The sequence below is a fragment of the Adhaeribacter terreus genome (genome assembly GCF_042657365.1).
Classification (GTDB): Bacteria; Bacteroidota; Bacteroidia; order Cytophagales; family Hymenobacteraceae; genus Adhaeribacter_A; species Adhaeribacter_A terreus.
This window is the reverse complement of record NZ_JBHSKT010000003.1, coordinates 424300-441315: the sequence shown is the minus strand read 5'-3', so window position 1 is coordinate 441315 and position 17016 is coordinate 424300. Positions and strand designations below refer to the sequence as shown.

Sequence of the window (17016 nt, the reverse complement as noted above, 5' to 3'; positions counted from 1 at the left end):
TGAAGCCAACGTAGAAACTATGCATTTCAAGGTAATATGAACCCGACATTTTTTAAAAGGCGCCTCGCCGCCATCGAACAAATTCCCCAGCTTTTTTATCTGCTTAAATGGCTTTTTCTGGCTGCAATAGTCGGAATTATGGCTGGTTCGGCTTCTGCTTTTTTCCTGGTTTCTTTAGAATGGGTCACCAATTTTCGGGAGAATAATACCTGGATCATTGCTTTTTTACCTTTAGGCGGCTTAGCAATTGGGTTACTTTACCATTATTTCGGCAGCGATGTGGTGAAAGGGAATAACCAGTTGCTGGAAGAATTTCATAGCCCGAAAAAGGTTATTCCGTTCAAAATGGCGCCATTGGTGCTTTTCGGGACTATTGCTACGCATCTTTTTGGCGGCTCGGCCGGGCGGGAAGGTACGGCGGTGCAAATGGGCGGCGCCATTGCCGATCAGTTAACGCATGTGTTTAAGTTTAAAGCCCGCGACCGGAAAATTCTGATCATGATCGGGATAAGCGCGGGTTTTGCTTCGGTTTTTGGTACGCCGCTAGCGGGAGCAGTTTTTGCGCTGGAAGTTTTAATTGTGGGCCGTATGCGTTACGATGCAATTTTACCTAGTTTTCTGACCGCCGTAATTGCCGATTATACCTGCCATGCCTGGAATGTTGGCCACACAGTTTACAGTATTCCGGTGGTACCGGAAATTTCGCCCGACGGTTTTCTCTGGGCAATTCTGGCGGGTATTATTTTCGGGTTGGCGGCCATGCTTTTTTCCAACGCCACGCATTATTTTACTTCCGTGTTTAAAAACGTAATTGCCTATCCGCCACTGCGGCCGGTAGTAGGCGGAGTTTTTATTGCTGGGGCCGTCTGGCTGATCGGAACTACTAAATACATTGGTTTGGGCGTGCCGGTAATTGTAAGTGCATTCAGCCAGGACTTGCCATTTTATGATTTTCTGGCGAAAACGTTATTTACAGCTTTTACGCTCGGCGCCGGTTTTAAAGGCGGAGAAGTTACGCCTTTGTTTTACATCGGGGCCACCCTAGGCAATGCGCTGGCGGGTTTTATACCGTTGCCGGTTGCGCTGCTTGCCGGAATGGGATTTGTAGCGGTATTTGCCGGAGCATCTAATACGCCCATTGCCTGTACTTTAATGGGCATAGAATTATTCGGGGCGGAAAGCGGGGTTTTTATTGCCATTGCCTGCGTGGTTGCCTACCTGTTTTCCGGACATTCAGGCATTTACGGTTCGCAGGTGATCGGGAGCCCTAAGCATTTGCTTTATGGTCGCGAAAAAACAAAAAAACTGCACGAAATAATTGCCTTGCGCCGGCTTAAAAGGCTGAAATAAATTTAATGGAAGCCAGTCCTTACCCAGAAAAGGAGGAATGTTTACTTTTTAAATTGCGGCTTCGGCCCGGGAATGTTGTATTCCTGGTATAAATTGCTTATATTTAGTTGAATTCCATTAATTTATACGATCATGAAATGGGCATTTACGATCCGGCAAAAAAACAAGGCAGCCTTCATTCTGGGCTTCGTTTTCCTGCTGGTTTTTGCAAAGAACTGGTACGACGAACGCAACGTTTCGGAGCTCGGTAATTCATTTGCTTCGGTTTACGAAGACCGGCTGGTGGTGGAAGGTTATATTTACCAGTTATCCGACCATTTGTACCAGAAAAAGATCATGCTCGATAATTGCAGCAACCAGGAAAATCTGAACAATCTGCAGGCTAAGATCGGCGAACATAATGCCGCGATCCATTCCCTGATCCTAAATTACGAAAAGACCAGGCTCACCGAAAAAGAAACTGCCTGCTTCCAGGATCTGAAAACGAATATTGCGCATATCGAAAACCTTGAAAGTAAATTTCTGGCCGGGATCGGAAGTGCTTCTTCAGAAACGAAAACGGCTATGGACAAATCGTATGGTTCTGCCTCCGGAAACCTGCACCAACTTTCCCGCATTCAGTTGGCGGAAGGCAAAATGCTGAGCGAAAGATCGAAAAAAATGGTAGCCGGTTCTTCTATTTTAACGCAATTTGAATTGGTAATTCTCATCGGCATCGGGCTTTTGATCCAGGGTTTGATCTTTGCGGCCAAATCTACCAAACCGAAAAAGCCGCAGCAGCATTTCAGTTTGAACTGACTTTTCAGGCCTGAAACCATACCGTTTTCTTAAGCTTTATTTTTCCACCAGTTTTCCTTCCGTTTCGCCTAAATTCCGGCCCCAGGCTGCAATGGCTTCAATAACGGGTACAAGCGTTTTGCCGAAATCGGTAAGCGAATATTCTACCCGTAGAGGTACTTCGGCATACACTTCACGCTTCACCAAACCGTCTTCTTCCAACGCTTTCAGTTGCAGGCTCAGCATTTTTTCGGTTATATCCGGAATCTGTTTTTTGAGTTCGCCGAAACGCCGCGTCTGGTTGCGCAGATACCAAAGCAGTACCGTTTTCCATTTTCCGCCAATGTAACTCATCGTTACGTCCATGGCGCAATGGTAAGTCTGGTTGTGTAGTTTAAAAACGTATTCCTTATGGTTGATGATCATGCTGAAAAAAAAATGAAACAATTTGCATACTGTCAGGTTTGACAGTTATTGCAAAGTTAATAAGCTATACTTAGGTTTGCAACTGTAAATTGTATAGTATAACTTAAAATCAATCAGATATGAAAAAGATAGGCGTTTTAGGAACCGGCATGGTAGGCAATACCATCGGTACAAAACTGGTGCAACTGGGTTACGAAGTAATAATGGGCAGCCGCACGGCCACGAACGAAAAGGCTATTGCCTGGAAAGAAGCCAACGGCGAAAAGGCTTCGGCCGGTACGTTTGAAGACGCGGCAAAATTCGGCGAGATCATTTTTAACTGCACCAAAGGCGAAGTTGCGCTGGATGTTTTTAAAATGGCCGGCCCTGAAAATTTCGACGGAAAGACGATCATCGATATTGCCAACCCGCTCGATTTTTCGCAGGGAATGCCGCCTTCTTTAATTCCGCAGTACAGCAACACCAACTCGCTGGGCGAAGAAATTCAGAAATTACTGCCGAAAGCCAACGTGGTAAAAACGCTGAATATTGTAAACTGCGAAGTGATGGTAGATGCCAAAAAAAGCGGCGGCGACCCGACCATGTTTATGAGCGGCAACAGCGCCGAAGCGAAAGCTGAAGTGAAAGCAATTCTAAATCAATTCAATTGGAACGATATTATTGACCTTGGCGACATTACTACTGCGCGCGGCACCGAAATGCTGCTTCCGATCTGGCTGCGCACCTGGATGGCGACCGGTAACGGTTATTTTGCGTTCAAGATCGTTCAGTAAAAGTAAAGTCAATGCATTTTGCTAAAACCTGCGGAATATTTTTCGTGGGTTTTAGCTTTTTTGCAACTTCGTAAAATGCGAAAATAAAAACGGTAGGTAAAAAGCTTCCAAAACTGTAAGTTAGCTTGACAATTTGCGTTACAAATAATTATTCAGCAATGAAACAAGAAACCCGTCCGGAAGAAATTACGGCCGCTTTTTATGCCGAACTTGATAAACACCTGACTGAATTAGAAGCTGGGAAAGCCGAAAGCACGTTCAAAATAAACGATCTGGCCGAAATTCTGCACGTGCATCCTACGCATTTAAGCAACACGTTAAAAACCGTAACCGGACTTTCGCCCTGCGATATTTATGAAAATAAGCTGATGGATATAGCTCGTAAACTGCTGCTGAAAACAAACAAGCCAGTAGCCGAAATTGCCCGACAACTCACGTATGATCCGTCTAACTTTTCGAAGTTTTTCAAGCATTTTCAAGGGCAAACGCCTAAGCAATTTCGTGAAAGTTTTTGGGCGGAAAACGGTAGGGTTTAAGCCTGAAAAACTGAAGTTCTCACCATATTTTTCCTTAAAATAAGAGCAAACTTTGTATTGTAAATTTTAAGCAAACGAACATGAACAATGAACAGAAAATAGCTTTGGTAACCGGCGGCAGCCGCGGACTTGGTAAAAATATGGCGCTTCGCCTGGCCGAAAAAGATACGGATGTGATCCTGACCTATAATACGAAAAAGGAAGAAGCGGAAGCCGTAGTTGCCGAAATTGAAGCCATGGGCCGGAAAGCGGTTGCCCTGCAACTGAACGTGGCTGAAATAGCTTCTTTTGAGAATTTTATGCAGCAGGTTACGCAGGTTTTGCAGGAAAAATGGAATGCTCAAAAATTCGATTTCCTGGTGAATAATGCCGGTATTGGCGCAACCATTCCTTTTGAGCAGGTTACCGAAAAAGATTTCGACGAATTCAATAACATTCATTTTAAAGGCGTTTTCTTCCTGACCCAGAAAGCCTTGCCAATTATGAACGACGGTGGCCGGATCGTGAATTTGTCATCCGGAACGGTTCGTTTTGGTGTGCCTGGTTATTCGGTTTATGCTTCCATGAAAGGCGCCATCGAAACGCTGACGAAATACCTGGCGAAAGAATTAGGCGGAAGAAAAATTACCGTAAATGTTCTGGCTCCCGGTGCAATTGAAACCGATTTCAATAATGCAGCAATCCGGAATAACCCGCAGATGAAAGGCTTTCTGGCATCGCAAACGGCTTTGGGAAGAGTTGGCGAGGCGGAAGATATTGGTGGCATTGTGGCGTTTTTATGTTCCGAAGATGCCCGCTGGATCACTGGTCAAAGAATTGAAGCTTCCGGCGGCATGTTCCTGTAATAAATGGTAGGGTTTTATACCAAAAAAGTGCAGCCTGAAGATACGGGCTGCACTTTTTGCTTTAAAAACGCTAGCGTTTTCGGTATAAAAACTATGCGCCCCAAACTTCCGGAGCTTCGCGCCAGCTTTTCAGGCTTTCGAACGATTCTGGTTTTATGATTCCTTTTTCCTGGGCAACTTCGGCTAAAATATTGTAATTGCTCAAGGTAATTAAAGGTATACCGGCTGCTTCGAAATTCTGATCGGCTTTGGAAAAACCGTAGGTAAAGATCGCGGCCATGCCAATTACTTCGGCGTTGGCAGCTTGCACGGCTTTGGCAGATTTTAAAGAACTGCCGCCGGTCGAGATCAGGTCTTCCAGCATCACTACTTTTTTTCCAGCTTCTAAATGGCCTTCTATCTGGTTTCCCATGCCGTGGCTTTTCGGTTCCGGACGCACGTAAACGAACGGTAAACCCAGTTCTTCGGCCACTAAAGCGCCTTGAGCAATACCAGCAGTAGCTACGCCGGCGATCACTTCCACTTCCGGGAAATTATTTTTTATGGCCGCAGCTAAAGCCTTTTTTATAAATGTACGTATAGCGGGGTGCGAAAGCGTAACGCGATTGTCGCAATAGATCGGTGAGTTCCAGCCGGAGCTCCATTTAAAAGGTTGTTCCGGGCGCAATTTCACGGCGCCGGTTTCCAGCAGGTAAGCCGCAATTTTTCGGGCAGTTTCGTCTTTTTCCATGGCCAAAATTAGAAAATATTATTTCCGTATTTTTACCCTGGAGCGTTTTTGTTTCCATTTTTTTTTATTGATTTGTAAAAATTAAAAACTCCGCAAAATCATTACCCAATGAACGTCTTTATAAACGACATTCCGTTAATTCTCAAAAAAGCTGGTGAAAAGGTTTACAAGCACCACTACGACCTGGTTTTAGATGCGGACGAATATTTCAATTCCAAAACCCTGGTGGGCGATGTGCTGATCCGGGATGTGAATGAAAATCTGATAGACCGGATCATCCGGTTGCTGGAAGTGAAAAAGCTGAAAAAACTCGATTCGCTCACGCTGGTTACCGACAAAAAACGCCGCATTATTCAGCACCTGAAAGACCAGTTCAAGATCGTGAAAGCGGCCGGCGGCCTGGTTATTAAAGATGGTAAAATACTGATGATCTACCGTTTAGGTAAATGGGATCTTCCGAAAGGCAAGATGAAAAAGGTGGAAGATGTGCGTGAAGGCGCGATCCGGGAAGTAGAGGAGGAGTGCGGTATAAAAGTGCAGGTGATCGATGAATTACCGAACACCTGGCATTCTTACGCTTATAAAGGCAATAAAATTCTGAAGAAAACCAGCTGGTTCTTAATGGCTTGTACCGACGACAGCCTGATGAAGCCGCAAGCCGAAGAATTTATTGAAGAAGTACGCTGGATGACGCCCGAAGAAGTAAAAGATATTCTGAAGGAAGCTTACGGTTCTATTGAGTTTGTGATGAATTATTACCTGAAAACGCTGAAAGCCGGAAAGGAATAAAATCGTCTACGTTGCCGCCGTAAGCATGAATTTCCCGGATAATGGAAGAGCTTATGGCGGCAAGGTGCGGCGACGTAATTAAAAATACCGTTTCCAGATCTTTGTTTACGTGGCGGTTTGCCTGCGCAATGGTATTCTCGTATTCAAAATCGGTGGTGTTCCGTAAACCGCGCAGCAGAAATTTGGCTCCAACTTGACGTGCAAAATCAGCCGTAAGGCCTTTGTAAGATTGTACCGTAATATGGGGCTGATCTTTAAAAATATCCGCAATAATTTCCACCATTTGCTCCACTTCCCAGGCGCGTTTTTTATTGCTGTTGTTGCCAATGGCAATAATTATTTCGTCGAAAAGTTCGGTTCCGCGCTGCACCACGTCTAAATGGCCGTTGGTGAAGGGATCGAAGGAGCCGGGGAAAATTGCTATTCTTTTCATTTATTTTGTTTTATTTTATTCTGTCATCCTGAGTGTTAGCGAAGGACCTTGTCGGCTCAAAGCAGTTTTTTAACTAAAAGTGCTAGCGTTTTTGAAATACCTTTTCTTCTAGACATCTGACTTTTAACTGTCATTGGTAACTTATTCCCTCAAGCCGGGCGGGCTTCGTTTCTGCGTTCGCGGCTGCACCCTTTCCTTTGCTTGCGCAATTTTGCTAAAGCAAAAGTCGGAAAGTGCGGAGGCCGCTCTCACAGAAACTGGTGTCATTTCCCTCCGTAGTCAGCTTCTTTTTAGTTTAGCTTTCTAGCTAGCGTAATTTTGAGGAAACGCTGCGCTGGCAGAATTGTGAAATCATAAATTAAGAATCTCCATGGGGAATTATGAGTCTAAAAATCCTAATTCAAACAATTGTCTTGTAAATCTTTTAATCCTGAAAATCCTGATTCTGACTTTTTAAGCCTGAAACCATACCGTTTTCAATCAGCAGTCAACAACTTGCCTTATTCGCATAAATGCAGGTTATACAGATCGAAAAAGCGGTGGTCAAAAACATCATCGAATTTGTAGCTGAAGGCGATGCTTTGTGGTTTTTTGCCCAGCGTTACGTTACGCACGTATTTGCGGAGGATCGTAAATAAAGCAGAATCGTGAGTGAGGTCGCCCCAAACGGTGATTGGATCGTGGTCTGGATTGAGTTTTTGTTCCTGCATTACCAGCAAAGTATAATAGATAAAATCTTCGGGCGAGGAATAATGGAATTGGTTACAGAACTCCAGCCGGCCATCCTGCGCGAGTAAAATGCTCAGATTATTTTGCTCGATATACAGATACGTTTTCTTTTGCAGGCTCCGCTGGTGTTCGTTCAAAACGCCTTCTATCAGCGGGCTGGTCTGGTGCATGAACCGGATCTTTTTGCGCGTAAACGTTTCTTCAAACCATTTAACCAGATAACTATCTATGGTAAAAATGCTTACTGCTTCAATTTTCGGGTGTCGGTAGGTTAAGATCTCTTCGTGAAATTCGTCGGCATCGGCATGAAGGTTTAAATAATGCTGGGCCGCAGCAGGGTCGAAAAGCGTTTCCGGGATATAGGTGAAATTCTGGTTTTTTATGGCTACTCGTATTTCGTTCCAGGATGTCTTCGTCAGGAATTCGTTTTCTTCGGCCAGCAGGTTGAGTTGCTCGGTAAGTTGCAGCTGACTGAAAATGGCAGAAAGTTCGTAATCTTCCAGCGCCAGGATCTTGTTGCGCTGCGCATCGGCAATGGCCAGGCGAATATGGCGCGTGCTCAAACTGCAATATAAATTTAATGCTCCGGTTTGGCCGGTTAACAAGGCTTCGTCGGTAATTTTCAGTACCTGCCGGTATTGGATGGTTGCAGTGCTCAACGTTCTGGATTAATCTTCCTTCAAAAAACCGTAAAAATACTGAAAAACACTAAAAGAATTTGAAGATTCGGAATTTTTAGAAATTCGGCGATTGGCAGATTTGAGAATCTGAAAATGGTTTTAGCTTAAAAATGCCAGCATTTTGATCGCAATATTCCCAAAAAACGGTAGGCTTTTTACCTGAAAAAGTGCGAGAATGTGCGTACTCTTATGATTTTCAAATCTTCATAATATCGTTAAATCTTCTTAGCGTCAAGTTTTCAGATCAGATAAATTTGTTATCCGGAATAAAAAGGTCGTCGAGATCTACGAGTTGGTGAAAAACGGTGTGTTTTTCGGCGAGCGGGATCTTGCTAAGTTCGTTTAAGTTTTTGTAGCTAACTTCTGAGATCATTTGTTCATGCGCCGCAAGTTCCGGATCTGTGCCTTGTTTCAGTTCACCGCCGGTTACTTCCACTTCAAAAAATAATTCGATGGCATGTAAAGGCGGTTGCAGAAATTCGTTAATAAAAAGGAAACGACCAGGCTTTATTTCCAAGCCGGTTTCTTCCAGAAATTCTCGTTTTAAGCAGGTTTGAACGCTTTCGCCGTAATTTAATCCGCCGCCCGGTGGCGCCCAGAAATCACGGTCGGGAAGCAGACCTTTGTGGCAGGCCAGCAGCAACTTCTTGTTCTCTATGCAAATACCACATACGCGAACCCGCAGTTTGCCTTCGTAAAATTTATTAGTTTCTTCCATCGTTTGGTTGCCGGGTTTCAGGTCGTTAATTTCGGGCTATGAACGTAAAAACGTATAACCCGGATTTTAAAAATACCATTAACGAAAAACTGGAGCGTCAGTTTTTTATGCAGCTGCTCGGTTTTAAAGTTACAGATATTTCCGAAGGAAAAATAGAGGGCGAACTGGAATTGAAAGCCGCGCATAAACAACACAAAGGCTTTGTGCACGGCGGGGTAATTGCCACAGTGGCCGATATTGTTGCTGGTTTTGCGGCGGTAAGTTTAGTGCCGAAAGATCATCATGTAGTAACCGTAGAATTAAAAACTTCTTACTTAAATCCGGGTCTCGGCGAGAAACTTTTTGCCAGAGGCTGGGTGTTGAAACAGGGGCGCAAACTGAATTTCTGCGAAGCCGAAGTGTACTGTATTTCCGGCAACGAAGAACCGGTTTTAATTGCCAAAGCCTCGGCTACCATGGCAACGCTAACGCCCGAAGATATTAAAAGATGAATTGTTTAATTGTTGATTGCTAATTGTTTAAAAGTAGTTTTCGTAGCGTAGGGTTTAAACCCTACGCTACGAAAACTACTGACACTACTGAAATTTCGACTTTTTCAGCTGTTTTGCCTACCGTTTTTTTGTTTTTCCTGATACTCACTACCTGTTACCTTTTACCATATAATGCGCCCAGAAGATCTAATACGCCAGAATTTTCCATTTGAACCGACTTCTGACCAGGTGCGGCTGTTTAAAAAGCTCGACGATTTTCTAATGAGCAAAACCGATAGCAAGGATGTTTTTTTGCTGAAAGGTTTTGCAGGAACGGGTAAAACCACGGTTTTAGGTGCGCTCGTTAAGATCCTGAACCGTTTCGGGTATAAATATGTGTTGCTGGCGCCAACCGGCCGTGCGGCCAAAGTAATGTCGAATTATTCGGGTAAGCCGGCTTCTACTATTCACAAGAAAATTTACCGGCAAACGGCCAATCCGTATTCCGAGGGTTTGTCTTTTACGCGGCAGCCCAATAAAATTACCGATACCATTTTCATTGTCGATGAGGCTTCCATGCTTTCGGATGAAAGTGGTTTTGGCGAAAATGGTTTGCTACAGGACCTGATGCATTACGTGTTCGAGAAAAAGAACAACAAACTGATGCTGGTTGGCGATACGGCTCAGCTTCCGCCGGTTGGTCAAGCCTTAAGTCCTTCGCTGAATGGTGCTTATTTAACGACTAATTTCCGGTGCCAGGTTTTTGAAGTGGAAATGAAACAGGTAATGCGCCAGGCCGAAGCTTCGGGAATTCTAATGAATGCAACCAAGCTGCGCGAGCAACTTTCGGCAGAAAAATCGAACCTGAAAATAAAAACCGGCGGCTACAAAGACATTTACCGCATGACCGGCGAACGCCTGGAAGATGGTTTGCGCTACGCCTACGATAAATTCGGGATCGAAAATACGACGGTTATTTGCCGCTCGAATAAGAATGCGAATTTGTATAACCAGCATATCCGGCGGCAGATCTTTTTTCACGAAGACGAGATTTCGGCGGGCGATTACCTGATGATCGTGAAGAATAATTACCACTGGCTACCAAAGGATTCTGAGATCGGTTTTATGGCCAACGGCGATTTCGTGGAAATTACCAAGATCATCCGTTATGAAGAAATGTACGGTTTCCGGTTTGCCGATGTGCGATTGCGCTTTGTTGATAACCCGAACGAGGAGGAAGTGGAAGTGAAAATCATGATGGATACACTTTACTCGGAAGCGCCTGCTTTGCCTGCCGATAAGAATAAAGAACTTTACGCCGAAGTACTGAAAGATTATTCGGATTTGGGTACGAAGCGGGAGCGGAGCCAGCAAATGAAAAAGAACCCGTACTTAAATGCGCTTCAGGTGAAATTTGCCTACGCTTTAACCTGCCATAAAGCGCAGGGCGGGCAGTGGCAGGCCGTTTTTGTGGATCACGGATATTTGAAAGAAGAAATGATAACGCCGGAATTTACGCGCTGGCTTTATACAGCCGTAACACGTTCATCGGAAGAATTGTACCTGGTGAATTTTTATTCGGAACTTTTGTCCTGATTTACCGCATTTTACGTTTATAATTTATGTGGCAGGATTATTGAAATATCCTTAATAAGTATATATTTGCTTTTACTAACTTTAAATTGATCAAATCGGTATGAAAAAATTATTTATCCTGGCTGTTGCAATGTCGCTTTCATTTGGTGCAGCAACAGCTCAAACTGTTTCTGATGCCAAAGCTGCAAAATCTATCACGGCCGGCCCGGTAATTACTTTTACCGAGAAAAGCCATGATTTTGGTAACATTCATCAAGGCGACGTAGTTGAACACGTTTTCAAATTTAAAAATACAGGTACTTCACCATTGGTAATTTCCCGCGTAGATGTAACCTGCGGCTGCACCACGCCAGAGTGGCCAAAAGAGCCGATTGCACCAGGTAAATCGGGCCAGATAAAAGCGGTATTTAACAGCACCGGTAAAATGGGCCAGCAGAATAAAGTAATTACAGTGCAGTCTAACTCTGTAGAAGGACCAGCTCAGGTTACGATCGTTACCAACGTTTTGGAAAAACCAACCGGCGGTGCTGCATTAGTTAAACCAGCTGAAGGTCCGGCGGTAACGGCTACAACGGTTGCTTCTGAAACCAAAGTGAAAACTGCTAACGGCAAAACGAAATCCAAAACGAAGAAATAATTTCGGTTTGATATAATACTAAAAGCGTCCCGCAAACAAATTTGCGGGACGCTTTTACTTTTTCAGGCATTTTCCCTACCGTTTTTTAAGTAATTTCTCTTTTAAAGCGATTTGGCCACAGCATAAAGTAAGCTGAACCACCCAATGATCATGAACGTGCCGCCAATTGGCGTAATGGCGCCCAGCCAAGTAACGCCGGTGAGACACAAAATATAAAGTGAACCGGAAAAGATAAGAATGCCCAGCGTAAAGCAAATAGCTGCCCAGCGTAAACCGGCGTGTTGCAAATGGAAAGCCAGTAAACCCACTAAGATCAAGGCCAAAGCATGGTAGAACTGGTATTTTACGGCCGTTTCGAAGGTTTCGAGGCGGTTGGTTTGGGTGAGTAAATTGCGGAGTGCGTGCGCGCCAAAAGCCCCGATCATTACGGAAAGTGCGCCGAATAAACTACCGGCTAATAAGGCAAGTTTCTGATTCATTGTGGTTGTTTGGTTAAGATCCTGGATAAGAATGTAGCACTAAGCGCTGCATTAATAAAGCTGAAAAGGGTAGAAAAAAACAAAACCCCGATCAAGGCAAAGATACTAAAGTCCTTTTCGCTTAAAAAAATTAAAACAAACATTGGTAAAGCAAATGTGAGCGAAGATACCAGATTGTTTATCAGGGTTTTGTCGAAAGAAAACTGTTTGAATTTCTTTAATTTAAATGTCAGTAAACCCGCGGAGATGGGCGTGACCAGATAAAGAATAAAAAAGGTAAAACCCATGTAAGGGTTATTAAACCAGATGCCAACTTTATTAAAGAAATAATTTATTACCGGTACATGAAAGAGCCATACCAATAAAAAATAAGAACCTGTAAAAACGGACAGAATAATGTCACGAATTACAATATTCTCTTTTATGCTAATTTTTAGAATCTCCATTTATTACTGAATATTTCCGTAATTCCGGTTGCCGAAAATTGCACTGCCTACCCGAATATAAGTGCTGCCGCAATCAATGGCTAATTCATAATCGGAGCTCATACCCATGGAAACCTCTTTAAAAACGGTATCATTTCCGGTGAAAAAAGTCTGTTTCAGTTTTTCGAAAGTGTTTTTTAACGCGGTGAATTCTTTGCGCAACTGCTTCTGGTTTTCGGTGTTGGTGGCAATGCCCATAACGCCGGTGATCTTTACATGCTGCATATTCTTGTAACTTTCGCTTTCCAGAATTTCAATAGCTTCAGCTTCGTTTAAACCAAATTTGCTTTCTTCTTCGGCAATGTAAATTTGCAGCAGGCAGTTTATTACGCGGTTGTTTTTGGCAGCCTGTTTTTCTATTTCCTGTAGCAGCTTTAAGCTATCTACGCTCTGAATGGTGTGCACAAATGGCGCGATGTATTTTACCTTGTTCGTCTGCAAATGCCCGATCATGTGCCATTCGATATCCTGCGGCAGGTTTTCATGCTTCGAAGTCATTTCCTGAGCTTTGTTTTCCCCGAAAATGCGCTGCCCGGCATCATAGGCTTCCTGAATTAAACTTTCCGGATGGGTTTTGGAAACGGCTACCAAACGGCAATTCGTTCCTTCGAGTTTTTGGTTGAAAAAAGCTACCGCTTTTGCTATGGACATGTTCTGAATTTTGAATGCTTGGATTGAAAATAAGTCTAATTTATGAATTCTTATTTACTTCCCAGAAACGTTTTTACATCAGCGGCAAAGCGCTCCGGCTCTTCCATATCAGGAAAATGAGCACTGTTTTCGTAAATGCGGAAGGTATTATTCGGTAAAGCTTTTTTAAGGGCAAGCCCGGTATGAAATCCGCCGTTTTTATCATGAGCGCCGCTTATTATAAGAGTTGGCGTTGCTAATCCGGAAACGGTAGGAATCAGGTCGTTTTTATTATGTTTCAGATAAACCTTTGCCATTAGGCCGGTATTTTTAAGTTTGCTTTCCTGCCATAATTTTCGGTTCAGGGCGGCTTTTTCGGGTTGGGCAAACAGGAATCTGTCTACATTTGCAGATGAGCTGATGCTCCAGACACGGTTGTATTTTTGTTCCAGCGTGGTAGTATCTTTCAGAATTTTCCGGATGCCGGCTTTCAGGGAACTATCACCGCTGGCATAAAAACCCTGGAGCTGCACCAGCATATTGGCTTCCGATAATTCGGCCGGCGCCGAAACTATCAGTTTTTCAACTTGGTCCTGATGTGCCACCGCATATCGCAAACCCAGTTCGCCGCCAAAAGAATACCCTAGCAAATTCATTTTCTGCACGCCCAATGAATCCCGTAAAATATTCAGATCGCTGATCAGGGTTTTTAGTTGGTAATCTTCCGGATTTTGAGGCGCTTCGCTGCGGCCACAACCGCGTTGCTCGTAATACACCACGGTAGCAAATTTTTCCAGCTGTGGCCCGATGGTTCTCTCAAAACTATAATTATTGCCGCCTGGCCCCCCATGTATAATTACAATGGGCGTGGTCTGGTGCTGGCTGCCCGCCACCCGTACCCAATACCTGATATTGTTGAGGCTTATGAAGCGTTCGCCATCCTGAAATTTTACTTTATGGGCTGGTTGCCAGCTGCTTGTGTAGGGTTTGGTACAAGCGCATAAAGCGAAAAAAAGCAACAGGCTAAACAGATGTTTCATTTTTAGATTTCTTATGTATAAGCCAATTTAAACCAACCTTAATCTTCCAGCGCATTCGTTAAAAAAGAGTTCTTCGTAAACAGCCACATTAAGAAAAACACGATCGCAAACCGCAAGTAAACCTGGTAAAATTCTCTGGTATCGCGGTAGCGGGTTTCTTTAATAGCTACTTTCTCGAGTTTGTTGATCGTGCGGAAAATTTCCTGTAGAGCGTTCTGGTTTTCGGCTCGGTAAAAATAGCCGTTGCCAATTTCGGCAATTTCGCGCAGGTTCGTTTCGTCCAATCTGGTTTCTACGTACGTGGTATTGCCAAACACATCGGTACCGTAGGGTACTGTGCCTTCTGCGCCCACACCAATGGTATAGAGTTTCATGCCGAACGCGGAAGCCATTTTAGCGGCAATGCTCGGGTCTAAATTTCCGGCCGTATTTTCGCCGTCAGAAATTAAAATGGCAATTTTCGATTTGGCATTTGAGTCGCGCATGCGGTTTATAGCTACGGCTAAAGCGCTGCCAATGGCGGTGCCGTCGTTGGGGATCATGCCGAGTTTTACGCTTTTTAAATTGGCGCTCAACAGGTCGTAATCGGTGGTTAAAGGTACCAGTGAATAGGCGTCGCCAGCAAAAACCACCAAGCCAATTCTGTCCTGAAAACGTCCGTTAATAAAATTTTCGGCTACTTTTTTGGCGGCTTCCAAGCGGTTGGGTTTAAAATCTTTCAGCTCCATGGAGCCCGAAGTATCCAGGATCAGCATAATGTCGATGCCTTCGGCGTATTGTTCTACTTGTTCGGTAGTTTTTTGCGGACGCGCCAGAGCCAGGAAGATCAACACCAGACTGATGCCAAAAAGAATATCGGGCAGAAAACGGAGATAACTGGTCCATTGCCGGATCGGTTTACTTTCGAAAAATGCTACGTCGGTTTTGCGGCGCACTTTCAGTTTTACCAAACTCCAGACCAGCAGAAAAATGGCTACCGGAATGATGGCGTACAGAAAGAACGGCCGCGCCCAGTCGTAAGCCAGCAAGGTTGCCGGCTGGAACCAGTGCCAGGCAAACCAGTCAGAAAAATTATCGGGCAGTTGCAGCATCGCGGGTCCTTTCTTTTATAATGTCGTAGCGGCGGTCGGCGAAATGGTGCAGCAGATAAAAAGCCGTAAGTGTATCCGAAATTTTATCGGAGAGAATGTTCCCGTAAATGGCGCGGTCGAACAATTTCAGCGCCGTGGTTACATCTTCGTCGTTGTCGTAATAACTCACAATTTCTTTGGTCGTGAAGCTGTTAATGGCGGTGTCTTCCAGGCCTGTCAGGTAATTTTTCCAGAGTGTAATGGCCTTTTCCATATCGGTAAGCGAAGCTGATTTATGGAAACGATCGATGTAGGAATTGTAGCGGTAAATAAAGCTACGATGGTTTTTCTGCAGAACGTATAAGCGGTAACGCATCAGAATTTTCTTCCGGAAAACGAACCAGATACCGCCTAAAAGCAAGGCTAAAAGTACCAGCAACATGATCAGGTTAGGGTAATTAAAACGCGGCTCAATAGTTTGCAATTCGGTATTTTCCTGGAAAGCGAGCGGTTCCGGAATTTGCTTTACTACTTCCTGCAATTTTATGGAAGCAGTATTACCAAAAACTTTGAGCGTATCGTTCTGCTGCAGAATAAAAACCGGTACGTTCAGTTTTTGGAGCGACTCAATACTAAATGTGCGCAGCAAATAAACAGCGCTGTCGGTGCTTATATTATTAACCGTTTGGGTTGGATAAACTTCCTTGGAAATAAATTCGAAAGGCGCAAAACGGTAGGCAGAATCCGGAAAAACTACTTCGGTTTCGGGTTTGTGTTTAAACACGAGGGCAAACTTTACCGGCTCACCGATCTTTATTTTTTCCTGCAGAAAATAGCCTGCTGGCTTTTCGGGAACCTGCGCCGCTACTGATAAAAACGCTATGGAAATCAAGGCAAAAACTCTACGCACTTTTCCGGCTCTTTTTCCTGATCTTGAACAAATTAACTAACTGCAGCACGTAATCGCCGGAAGTATCGATGGCTAAATAATCGGCTTTGTGGCGGCGGCAAAGCAACTGCAGATTTTCGCGGTTCCGGGTCAGGTCGTTCAGGTATTTTTCCCGGAAGCCCTCTGACGAGGTATTTACCCAGGAAACCAGCCCCGATTCGGCATCGCGCAAAGGAATAATGCCGAGTTTCGGAAAATCCTGTTCTTTCTGATCCATGAGCTGCACCACAATAAGGTCGTGTTTACGGGCCAGCATCGTTACTTCTTTTTCGTAGTTGCGGTCTATAAAATCAGAAATAAGCAGGATCATGCTACGCCGTTTTATAACGCTGAGCGCCGTTTTTATACCCGAAGCCAGGTTGGTTTTGGTGGAAGCCGGCTTAAGTTCGAAAAGCGTTTTGATAAGCGAATACGCATGTTCAATACCTTTGCCGGGCCGCACAAATTTTTCGCGCTGATCGGAAATACAAACCAAACCAATAGAAGCCGTTTGACGCGCCGCCGTTAAAGCCAGAATACCACAAATTTCCTTGCCAATGTTTATTTTCTGCTGCTTTTCCGGGCCAATATTCTGCGAACCGCTTACGTCCAGAATTAAAAAAACAGATTGCTCTTTTTCTTCTTTATAAGTTTTAACAAAAGTTCCATGCCCTTTAGCCGAAACGTTCCAGTCTATGGTGCGCACGTCGTCGCCGTACTGGTAAGCTCGTACTTCGTCGAACTCCAGGCCGGTACCTTTAAAAACCGAATGAAAGTCGCCCTGCATCTGGGTATCGATCACCTTGCGGATGCGGAGTTCAAACTTTTGCAGCTTCTGGAGGATTTCTTTCATCTAAAATTCGGGTACGGCTTAGCGTTTTTAAAATTAGAATTA

At 44.2% G+C, this 17016-nt stretch carries 21 protein-coding genes; 9 read left to right on the top strand and 12 right to left on the bottom strand.

Going from position 1 to position 17016, the window contains the following annotated elements:
• The first annotated feature begins 36 nt into the window (after nt 1–36).
• Complete coding sequence (locus tag ACFPIB_RS07180; RefSeq protein WP_378016755.1) at nt 37–1350, top strand: voltage-gated chloride channel family protein; 1314 nt, start codon at nt 37–39, stop codon at nt 1348–1350.
• Nucleotides 1351–1482: 132 nt separating this feature from the next.
• Nucleotides 1483–2148 carry an MCP four helix bundle domain-containing protein gene (locus tag ACFPIB_RS07175; protein ID WP_378016754.1) on the top strand — a complete coding sequence of 222 codons (666 nt, stop codon included), beginning with the start codon at nt 1483–1485 and terminating at the stop codon, nt 2146–2148.
• 36 nt (nt 2149–2184) lie between these two features.
• On the opposite strand, the gene ACFPIB_RS07170 is transcribed toward ACFPIB_RS07175, so the two are convergent.
• Complete coding sequence (locus ACFPIB_RS07170; protein WP_378016753.1) at nt 2185–2553, bottom strand: winged helix-turn-helix transcriptional regulator; 369 nt, start codon at nt 2551–2553, stop codon at nt 2185–2187.
• A 119-nt stretch (nt 2554–2672) separates the two neighbouring features.
• Between ACFPIB_RS07170 and ACFPIB_RS07165 the strand changes: the two genes are divergently transcribed.
• The 3 genes from ACFPIB_RS07165 to ACFPIB_RS07155 all read left to right on the top strand — a co-directional run bounded on the left by ACFPIB_RS07165 (nt 2673) and on the right by ACFPIB_RS07155 (nt 4707).
• Nucleotides 2673–3326, top strand: coding sequence for an NADPH-dependent F420 reductase (locus ACFPIB_RS07165; protein WP_378016752.1), 654 nt, complete (start codon nt 2673–2675; stop codon nt 3324–3326).
• A gap of 158 nt (nt 3327–3484) precedes the next feature.
• Entirely contained in the window at nt 3485–3862 is a 378-nt protein-coding gene (locus tag ACFPIB_RS07160) for a helix-turn-helix domain-containing protein (protein WP_378016751.1), read from the top strand.
• An 80-nt stretch (nt 3863–3942) separates the two neighbouring features.
• A complete protein-coding gene (locus ACFPIB_RS07155) occupies nt 3943–4707 on the top strand; it encodes an SDR family NAD(P)-dependent oxidoreductase (protein ID WP_378016750.1) in 765 nt (254 codons plus the stop codon).
• Nucleotides 4708–4798: 91 nt separating this feature from the next.
• Here the strand turns inward: ACFPIB_RS07155 and pyrE are convergent, their stop codons facing one another.
• A complete protein-coding gene (pyrE, locus tag ACFPIB_RS07150) occupies nt 4799–5437 on the bottom strand; it encodes an orotate phosphoribosyltransferase (RefSeq protein WP_378016749.1) in 639 nt (212 codons plus the stop codon).
• Between the two features lie 108 nt (nt 5438–5545).
• On the opposite strand from pyrE, the gene ACFPIB_RS07145 reads away from it, so the two are divergent.
• The gene (locus ACFPIB_RS07145; protein ID WP_378016748.1) at nt 5546–6226 is read left to right on the top strand and encodes an NUDIX hydrolase; all 681 of its coding nucleotides are present in this window, start codon (nt 5546–5548) and stop codon (nt 6224–6226) included.
• Here ACFPIB_RS07145 and coaD read toward each other — a convergent pair.
• The 3 genes from coaD to ACFPIB_RS07130 all read right to left on the bottom strand — a co-directional run bounded on the left by coaD (nt 6171) and on the right by ACFPIB_RS07130 (nt 8786).
• Nucleotides 6171–6659: a pantetheine-phosphate adenylyltransferase gene (gene coaD / locus ACFPIB_RS07140; RefSeq protein ID WP_378016747.1), complete on the bottom strand. Its 489-nt coding sequence runs from the start codon at nt 6657–6659 to the stop codon at nt 6171–6173. The two genes, ACFPIB_RS07145 and coaD, sit on opposite strands and share 56 nt — an antisense overlap.
• A gap of 500 nt (nt 6660–7159) precedes the next feature.
• On the bottom strand, nt 7160–8047 hold the full coding sequence (locus ACFPIB_RS07135) for a DUF3822 family protein (RefSeq protein ID WP_378016746.1): 888 nt from the start codon (nt 8045–8047) through the stop codon (nt 7160–7162).
• 265 nt (nt 8048–8312) lie between these two features.
• Nucleotides 8313–8786 carry an NUDIX domain-containing protein gene (locus tag ACFPIB_RS07130; RefSeq protein WP_378016745.1) on the bottom strand — a complete coding sequence of 158 codons (474 nt, stop codon included), beginning with the start codon at nt 8784–8786 and terminating at the stop codon, nt 8313–8315.
• 38 nt (nt 8787–8824) lie between these two features.
• Between ACFPIB_RS07130 and ACFPIB_RS07125 the strand changes: the two genes are divergently transcribed.
• The 3 genes from ACFPIB_RS07125 to ACFPIB_RS07115 all read left to right on the top strand — a co-directional run bounded on the left by ACFPIB_RS07125 (nt 8825) and on the right by ACFPIB_RS07115 (nt 11489).
• Nucleotides 8825–9277, top strand: coding sequence for a PaaI family thioesterase (locus tag ACFPIB_RS07125; RefSeq protein ID WP_378016744.1), 453 nt, complete (start codon nt 8825–8827; stop codon nt 9275–9277).
• Nucleotides 9278–9448: 171 nt separating this feature from the next.
• Nucleotides 9449–10852, top strand: coding sequence for an ATP-dependent DNA helicase (locus tag ACFPIB_RS07120; protein WP_378016743.1), 1404 nt, complete (start codon nt 9449–9451; stop codon nt 10850–10852).
• A 100-nt stretch (nt 10853–10952) separates the two neighbouring features.
• Nucleotides 10953–11489 carry a DUF1573 domain-containing protein gene (locus tag ACFPIB_RS07115; protein ID WP_378016742.1) on the top strand — a complete coding sequence of 179 codons (537 nt, stop codon included), beginning with the start codon at nt 10953–10955 and terminating at the stop codon, nt 11487–11489.
• A 101-nt stretch (nt 11490–11590) separates the two neighbouring features.
• On the opposite strand, the gene ACFPIB_RS07110 is transcribed toward ACFPIB_RS07115, so the two are convergent.
• From ACFPIB_RS07110 to ACFPIB_RS07080, 7 genes are read right to left on the bottom strand one after another with little or no spacing between them, the layout of a single operon-like run.
• On the bottom strand, nt 11591–11968 hold the full coding sequence (locus ACFPIB_RS07110; protein ID WP_378016741.1) for a DUF423 domain-containing protein: 378 nt from the start codon (nt 11966–11968) through the stop codon (nt 11591–11593).
• A complete protein-coding gene (locus tag ACFPIB_RS07105; protein ID WP_378016740.1) occupies nt 11965–12414 on the bottom strand; it encodes a hypothetical protein in 450 nt (149 codons plus the stop codon). Before ACFPIB_RS07105 ends, ACFPIB_RS07110 begins: the two co-directional genes overlap by 4 nt.
• A gap of 3 nt (nt 12415–12417) precedes the next feature.
• Nucleotides 12418–13104 (bottom strand): YggS family pyridoxal phosphate-dependent enzyme, encoded by a 687-nt coding sequence (locus tag ACFPIB_RS07100; protein ID WP_378016739.1) that lies wholly within the window; start codon nt 13102–13104, stop codon nt 12418–12420.
• Between the two features lie 50 nt (nt 13105–13154).
• On the bottom strand, nt 13155–14123 hold the full coding sequence (locus ACFPIB_RS07095) for an alpha/beta fold hydrolase (RefSeq protein WP_378016738.1): 969 nt from the start codon (nt 14121–14123) through the stop codon (nt 13155–13157).
• Nucleotides 14124–14161: 38 nt separating this feature from the next.
• Entirely contained in the window at nt 14162–15214 is a 1053-nt protein-coding gene (locus ACFPIB_RS07090) for a VWA domain-containing protein (RefSeq protein WP_378016737.1), read from the bottom strand.
• Nucleotides 15195–16103: a hypothetical protein gene (locus ACFPIB_RS07085; RefSeq protein ID WP_378016736.1), complete on the bottom strand. Its 909-nt coding sequence runs from the start codon at nt 16101–16103 to the stop codon at nt 15195–15197. The genes ACFPIB_RS07090 and ACFPIB_RS07085 overlap by 20 nt, the downstream gene beginning before the upstream one ends.
• Nucleotides 16096–16974, bottom strand: coding sequence for a DUF58 domain-containing protein (locus ACFPIB_RS07080; RefSeq protein ID WP_378016735.1), 879 nt, complete (start codon nt 16972–16974; stop codon nt 16096–16098). The genes ACFPIB_RS07085 and ACFPIB_RS07080 overlap by 8 nt, the downstream gene beginning before the upstream one ends.
• Nucleotides 16975–17016 lie beyond the last annotated feature (42 nt).